The 6558-nt window shown below is 66.5% G+C and carries 5 protein-coding genes; 4 read left to right on the forward strand and 1 reads right to left on the reverse strand.

Features of this window, described 5'->3' with window-relative positions:
- Positions 1 to 177: 177 nt before the first annotated feature.
- On the forward strand, positions 178 to 684 hold the full coding sequence (locus ACIQ7H_RS21485; RefSeq protein WP_395795419.1) for a hypothetical protein: 507 nt from the start codon (positions 178 to 180) through the stop codon (positions 682 to 684).
- A gap of 257 nt (positions 685 to 941) precedes the next feature.
- Here the strand turns inward: ACIQ7H_RS21485 and ACIQ7H_RS21490 are convergent, their stop codons facing one another.
- The gene (locus tag ACIQ7H_RS21490) at positions 942 to 1475 is read right to left on the reverse strand and encodes a TauD/TfdA family dioxygenase (protein ID WP_395795421.1); all 534 of its coding nucleotides are present in this window, start codon (positions 1473 to 1475) and stop codon (positions 942 to 944) included.
- A 252-nt stretch (positions 1476 to 1727) separates the two neighbouring features.
- On the opposite strand from ACIQ7H_RS21490, the gene ACIQ7H_RS21495 reads away from it, so the two are divergent.
- The 3 genes from ACIQ7H_RS21495 to ACIQ7H_RS21505 all read left to right on the forward strand — a co-directional run.
- Positions 1728 to 2159, forward strand: a complete 432-nt coding sequence (locus ACIQ7H_RS21495) for a hypothetical protein (RefSeq protein ID WP_395795423.1) — start codon at positions 1728 to 1730, stop codon at positions 2157 to 2159.
- 379 nt (positions 2160 to 2538) lie between these two features.
- A complete protein-coding gene (locus ACIQ7H_RS21500) occupies positions 2539 to 4971 on the forward strand; it encodes a putative bifunctional diguanylate cyclase/phosphodiesterase (RefSeq protein WP_395795425.1) in 2433 nt (810 codons plus the stop codon).
- 272 nt (positions 4972 to 5243) lie between these two features.
- Positions 5244 to 6558: transposase (locus ACIQ7H_RS21505; protein ID WP_395795427.1), on the forward strand; the 1315-nt coding region annotated here is incomplete at its 3' end.

A 6558-nucleotide genomic window follows, 5' to 3' on the forward strand; every position in this document is an offset into this window, starting at 1 on the left:
CGGAAGATGTTTCTGGCGGGCGAACCCGCAACGGCTTTGGCATGGGAGTCTCCGAACAAAGCCGCCCTAGAATGAGAGATAACGTGCTGCGTCACTGTCTCGTGGAGTGTAGGCGCGTAGGGCTGCCACGCGCAGTGCGAAAAAAGTGGCTTTGGATTTTCTATCCTTTGAGGCGTCATGGGCCGGCACGACACATTTGGACGGGTGACGGCCGCGGCGATCTTCGCATTGGCTGGTGCGACGTTGGCCTGGTTCGTCTGGCCTCAGATGCACCGGAGCGAAGCGTTGTTGCGTGAGGGCGTGCGCGCCGAGGCCCGCGTCGTCGCACTCGACGCCGACACCTGCTTCTACAGCAACCGTCGCGCGAATCGAGAGTTTCCGTGCTTCCGGGCCACCGGCGCTTGGACCCACGAAGGCGTTCTCTACCGCTCCACACTCGGCTTCTACACGCAAGCGGACGAGGCGCCGGTCGGCTCCTCGGTGCGGATCGTCTTCGCACCCGATCCCGCCGCGGCCGCTGGCGCGGCCGATCTGCAGATGCGCGTCGTCGGCGACGGACGCACGCTTCCGCCGTCGGAGAAACCGTTCTACCTCGGACTACTGGCGCTGGCGGGGCTGATGTGCGCGCCACTCCTGATGCTCTTGCTCAGGACGTGGAAATCGGTTCGAGCACGGACCGGCTAAAAAAACGGACAGCCAAACTTCGACAGCGCCTGTACCGATTGCCATTGGCGCGGTCGGTCAAGAAATTCAACCGAATCAAGTATGGCGTCAGGTTCAACTACGCCCCATGGGCGGTCGAACGGCGACTTGGGGTCGATTGTTGCTGGTCATCGTGGTGGGGGTCCTGTGCACGGCTTACCGACCGTGGGCAGTTTCGTTGGTGGAGCTGGTCAGCGGTGCCGGCAACAACGGGTCAAATGGTTGGCAATCCGCATGACTCACCCAGCGGCATCGACCCGCACGCGCTTGAGTAGTCGCGGCGAGCCCGCGGCGAACGCGGTGCGTCCATGCAGCGTGCGGTGGTTGTCGACGATCAGCAGGTCTCCTGGCGCCAGCGTCACGGACTCCGCGGCCACGGCAAAGGTGGCATCAAAGCGGTCGAGCCATTCCTGCGTTTGCGCCTCCAGCCGACCTTGGCGCCGCTGCCCATGCCCTTCGACTTCAAGGCGGTTGTAGCGCATCAGCCCCGCAGACAAGGTGCTCGACGGCCCACACGGGTAATCGAGCCGCAGGGAAAGCAGGCCGTTGAGGATGGCCGCATCGGCCAGCGCCTCGATGCGTTCCCGCCTCGCCAGAAGGGACTGTCCGCCGCCCTCGGGATCCGCGCTCCAGCAATGCAGCAGCACGTAGCGGCAAGGCCGTATCGCGAAAGCCTCGTCGCTGTGCAGCGGAAACGCCGCGTGGTGCCCGGACAACAGGGGCTTGCCAAACTGGTCGGCGGGCGGCGAGGCAAGCGCGGCGACCCGCTGCACACCTTCGGACTCCACCAGCCCGGACCGATGCGGCAGCGCTCGCAGCGAGACCGTTCCGAGGGCGCGCGCAACGGCGAGCAGGGGCGCGTTGTCGGGCCGACACGCCAGCCGGGGCAAGCACGTCCAGCCGCGTTCACGAAGCTCGCCGAAGTCCGCTGGCCGCATCTTGGCTGTGCTGCCGTCACCAGTGCCGGCTGCACCTTAACAAGCGCCCACCGCGACGAAAAGTGACAACCCGCGCGGGGGCTTCCGGTGGTGAATAAACAATGTAAACTGTTTACATCGTTAGCCACGGACACCCACATGAAGAATCCCGACAAGCTTGATGCGCCGAAGAAATCCAAGCCGCGTGTGAAGGCGGAAGGCAGCGACGCCAGCAAGAAGCAGCGCAAGGCCAAAGCGAACGGCAAGGCCGGAAAAGCCGAAGCGCAGCCACTCGGGACTGACGCGATGGCGACTCCCCGCGTGAAGCTGGTCCGCGACAGCTTCACCATGCCGCGCGACGAATTCGCGTTGATCGCCACGCTGAAAGCACGCGCGTTGGAGTTCAAGCGCCCCACCAAGAAGAGCGAGCTGCTCCGGGCGGGCCTGCAGCAGCTGGCCGCGTTGGACGACGCACAGCTGCGCTCGGCGCTGGCTGCGCTGCGCCCGTTGCCTACCGGACGTCCCAAGAAGCTTCGCTGAAGCGACTCGCCGTGAAGGCGGCGGCACCACATCGTTGGCGCGCCGACACCTCGATGGCAACACCCAGCACGCGCCCGCGCCGCGGCCCCTCCCTGCCCTTGTCGACCGAATGCCTCCGCGATGCAACGTCCTTCCCCTCTCTCGACACTGCGGCAGCGGTGGATCAGCCCCGCACTCACGTTGCTGTGTGCACTGCTCGCCGCGTCTCCGGTCTGGCTTTTTGCCCACGCCAACTTCGGCGGTGGCGCCGCGGAGTACAGCGAGCCCACACCATCCAGCTACCGGGTGGTCTTGTTCAGCTGGTTTGACGCTGCACGCGGGCGCGAGGTGCCAGCGCGCCTGTTCTGGCCAGAAGGTGCACGGCAGGGATCCGTCCCGCATGCCCGCCGGATCGGCGCCCGAGCTGCTGAGCATGCTGCCCGACGGGCAGGGCGTACGGGTGGCCCGGCTGGCGGCAGACGACTTCTGGAACAACGACTCCGCGCCCGAGCGATTCTGTGTTTTCAACGCCGAGCGCGAACTGCTGCACTGCTCGCCCGACCTGTCGATGATCGATGGGGGCGTCCTGCCTGAGACCCAACGCGGGCAGAACACGATCATCAGCGAGTGGCGGATCGGGGAGGTGGACTATCTGCTGGGCTTCTGGCGCGCCCGCTGTCTGCCAACCCTGAACAGCCCGGGCTTCATCGTCATGGTGGCGACGCCCAAGGCCGAAGCGCTGCAGGATCTGTCGCGCTACCGCGAAGCCTTCGTCGCCGCCGTGCTGCTGGCCTGCGCGTTGGCGGCCGGGCTTGCGATCGGTCAGATCCGACGTCAGATGCAACCCCTCGAGCGGCTGCAGGACAGTACCCGCCGTCTGTCCGCGGGAGATCTGCAAGCGCGGGCCAACATCTCGGGCAAGGACGAGTTCGCTCAGCTCGGTCGGGCCTTCGACCAGATGGCGGAGCGACTGGCGCAGCGATTCCACATGCTCGGCCTGCTGTCCGAGCTCGATCGCGTGATCCTGGGTTCGTCGGAGCGGCTGGCGCTGATCTCCACCCTGCTCCGCGACATCCACCGGGCGGTTCCCTGCGATGGCGTGGGGCTGGTGGTCTTCAACGCAGATGGCGAAGGCAAGCTCTTCAGCGAGCTTGCTGAAGGAAAGGGCGAGGCGCTCTGCGGGGAAACCGTCGTGCGGGTCTCGGATCTGCCGGAGTTTCCGGAAAGCGAGGGTGTTCGGGTGATGCCGCCCGGAACGCTGCCGCAGGCGATGCTTGATGCGTTGTTCCGCCGGCCCGTCGCCCAGCTGCTGGTGTTCCCCGCGCATCTGAAGAGTCGCCTCGACAGCCTGCTACTGCTCGCATACGCGACGCCGCCGCAAAACCTCGACGAGATCGCCCAGTCCGGGCGCAGTCTGGCCGATCGCCTGTCGATCGCGGCAGCGAACATCGCCCGTGAGCAGATGCTCTACGACCAGGCCCACTTCGACGCGTTGACCCAGCTGCCCAATCGCCTGTTGCTGCGCGATCGCACCGAGCAGGCCATCGTCCACGCCGATCGCACGGAAACCAGCGTCGCCCTGCTGTTCATCGATCTCGATGGCTTCAAGCAGGTCAACGATTCGCTGGGACACACCCAGGGCGACATCCTGCTGGTCGAGTACGGCGCCCGGTTGCGCCAGCGGATGCGCCAGGGCGACACGGTGGCGCGCATGGGCGGCGACGAGTTCGTGGTGCTGATTCCGGACCTTGCGCGCGATACGGCCTACGCCACGGTCGATCGCATCGCGCGCGCCCTCAACGAGGCCTTGGCCGAGCCCTTCCAGCTCGGCGAGCAGCACCTCGTCTCGCCCGCCAGCATCGGCATCGCGCTGTATCCCGACAACGCATCGAGCCACGAAGAGCTGCTGAAGATGGCGGATGCCGCGATGTACGAGTCGAAGCGCCGTGCACCCGGGGGCTACTGCTTCTTCACCAGCAACATCAGTGAGCTGACCCGTGATCGCTTCGAGCTGACCCAGGATCTGCGCGACGCGATCCAGCGCCGCGAGCTGCTGCTCCACTACCAGCCCAAGGTCGACGCCCGCAGCGGTCGGCTGGCCGGCGCCGAGGCGCTGCTGCGATGGCAGTCGCCGAAGCGTGGTCTGGTTTCGCCGGGCGTCTTCGTGCACCTGCTCGACGAGATGGGCCTGAGCATCTGGCTGGGTGAGTGGGTGCTCGACCAGGCCTGCGCGCAGATGCATGCCTGGGATCAGCAGGGCTATCCGCCGTTTCCGGTGTCCATCAACTTCTCACCGCTGCAGTTCGAGCGCACCCCGGTGCTTGCGCGCGTGCAGGCGGCGCTGGACCAGTACCGGCTGCAGCCGGACAGGTTGGAGCTCGAAATTCTGGAGTCGATGGCAGCAAGCGAGTCGCCGACCGTCCGCGAGAATCTTGTCCGGCTGCGCGCGCTCGGCGTGCGGATCGCTCTCGACGACTTCGGCACGGGATTCTCGTCGCTGGTACATCTGACCCAGGTGCCCGCGGACATCCTCAAGCTGGATCGGGTGTTCACCCGCAGCCTGTGCACCGAGACGCGCCAGCGCGAGATCGTCGAGCTGATCATCTCGATGGCCAAGGTGATGCATCTGACCGTGGTGGCCGAGGGCGTCGAGAACGAAGACCAGCGCGAGTTGCTTCCAAGGATGGGCTGCGATCTGCTGCAGGGCTATCTGGTCGGCCGTCCGATTGCGCCCGACGAGTTCGCGGCGCGCTGGTTGGCGGCAGGGCCCTCCGAGGAAACCTCTGCGGCCTGGACGGGCTGGCAGGGTCCGTCGGACGCGCGAATGCGCTGAGCTTGTCTGCCCTGCACGCATTCGCGTCCGAGCAACAACCGGCCCTCTTCGACGCGGCGTGCGCCGAGGGTCTCCTCCAGTGCCTCAACGCATACGCTTCGGGAGGATTCAGCGCGTTCATCACCCAGGCTCGCTCTCGGACAACCGCATCAGGTAGGCGATTTCCTACGCTGCGCCGCGCCGATGGCTTGGCCATGCGCGGGCGAAACGCCGATGGGCGGCGCTGAGGCCGCGCGGAACACTGTGCAGCCGTCGATGCGCTGGAGCGTTTCGTGCTGTGCTTCACCGCGCCAGAGGGACGCGCAGCCGCGCTCGCCGCTGGCGCCGCCGCGACCGCGCAGGCGGCCGCGCCGAGCTACGCACCCCATGTTCCTGAGCGCACGCTGCTGTACGCGCTGGTGCAGGCGCACTACCCGGACTTCCTCGCACGTCTTGAGGCGGAAGACCGCTCGCTGCCAGCCTACGTACGCGAGGAGTTCGAGGAATACCTGCGCTGCGGCGTACTCGACCACGGCTTCTTGCGCGTGGTGTGCGAGCACTGCCGTGCGGAGAGGCTGGTGGCCTTCTCCTGCAAGAAGCGCGGCTTTTGCCCGAGTTGCGGCGCGCGGCGCATGGCCGAGTCGGCGCGGCACTTGGTAGAAGAGGTGTTTGGCCCGCGCCCAGTAAGGCAATGGGTGCTGAGTTTTCCTTACCCCTTGCGCTTCCTGTTCGCCAGCAAACCTGAGGCCATCGGCCCGGTGCTGGCGCTCGTGCATCGCGTGATCGCGGGCTGGCTTGCTGACCAAGCGGGCGTCGAGCGCGCCCGTGCGCAGTGCGGCGCGGTGACGCTGATCCAGCGCTTTGGCAGCGCGCTCAACCTCAATGTCCACTTCCACATGCTGTGGCTTGACGGCGTGTACGAGGAGCTTGTCGAGTCACCGCCGCGCAAACCACGCCTGCACCGCACCCGTGCCCCGACTACCGGGCAGTTGACGCAGTTGGCTGACACGATCGCGCATCGCGTGTGCCGGCATCTGACGCGCAAAGGCTGGCTCGAAGGCGAGGAGGAGTCCGTCTTCCTGACCGACAGCGCTGGCGGCGACGACGGCATGGACGCGTTGCGGATGAGTTCCATCACCTACCGTATCGCGACCGGCAAGAGCGCCGGGCGCAAGGTGGTCACTCTGCAAACGCTGCCCGGTGACGACGGTTCGCTGGAGGGCGATGCCGGCAAGGTCGGCGGATTCTCCCTGCATGCCGGCGTGGCCGCCGAAGCACACGAAAGCCACAAGCTGGAAAAGCTGTGCCGGTACATCACGCGCCCGGCGATCAGTGAGAAGCGGCTGTCGATCTCGTCGCAGGGCAAGGTGCGCTACGAACTGAAGACCCCGTGGCGAAATGGGACCACGCATGTCGAATGGGATTCGGTGGACTTTATCGCCAAGCTCGCGGCGCTGGTCCCGCCACCCCGCGCGCATCTCACCCGGTTCCACGGCGTGTTCGCCCCGAACGCCGCCCTGCGAGCGCAGCTGACACCGTCGGGGCGCGGGAAGCGGCCTGCCACCGATGCCGCACTGGTTGAGGTCAGCGCCAGCGACACGCCGCGCA

This window comes from Aquimonas sp., from assembly GCF_044377145.1.
Taxonomy (GTDB): Bacteria; Pseudomonadota; Gammaproteobacteria; order Xanthomonadales; family Xanthomonadaceae; genus Aquimonas.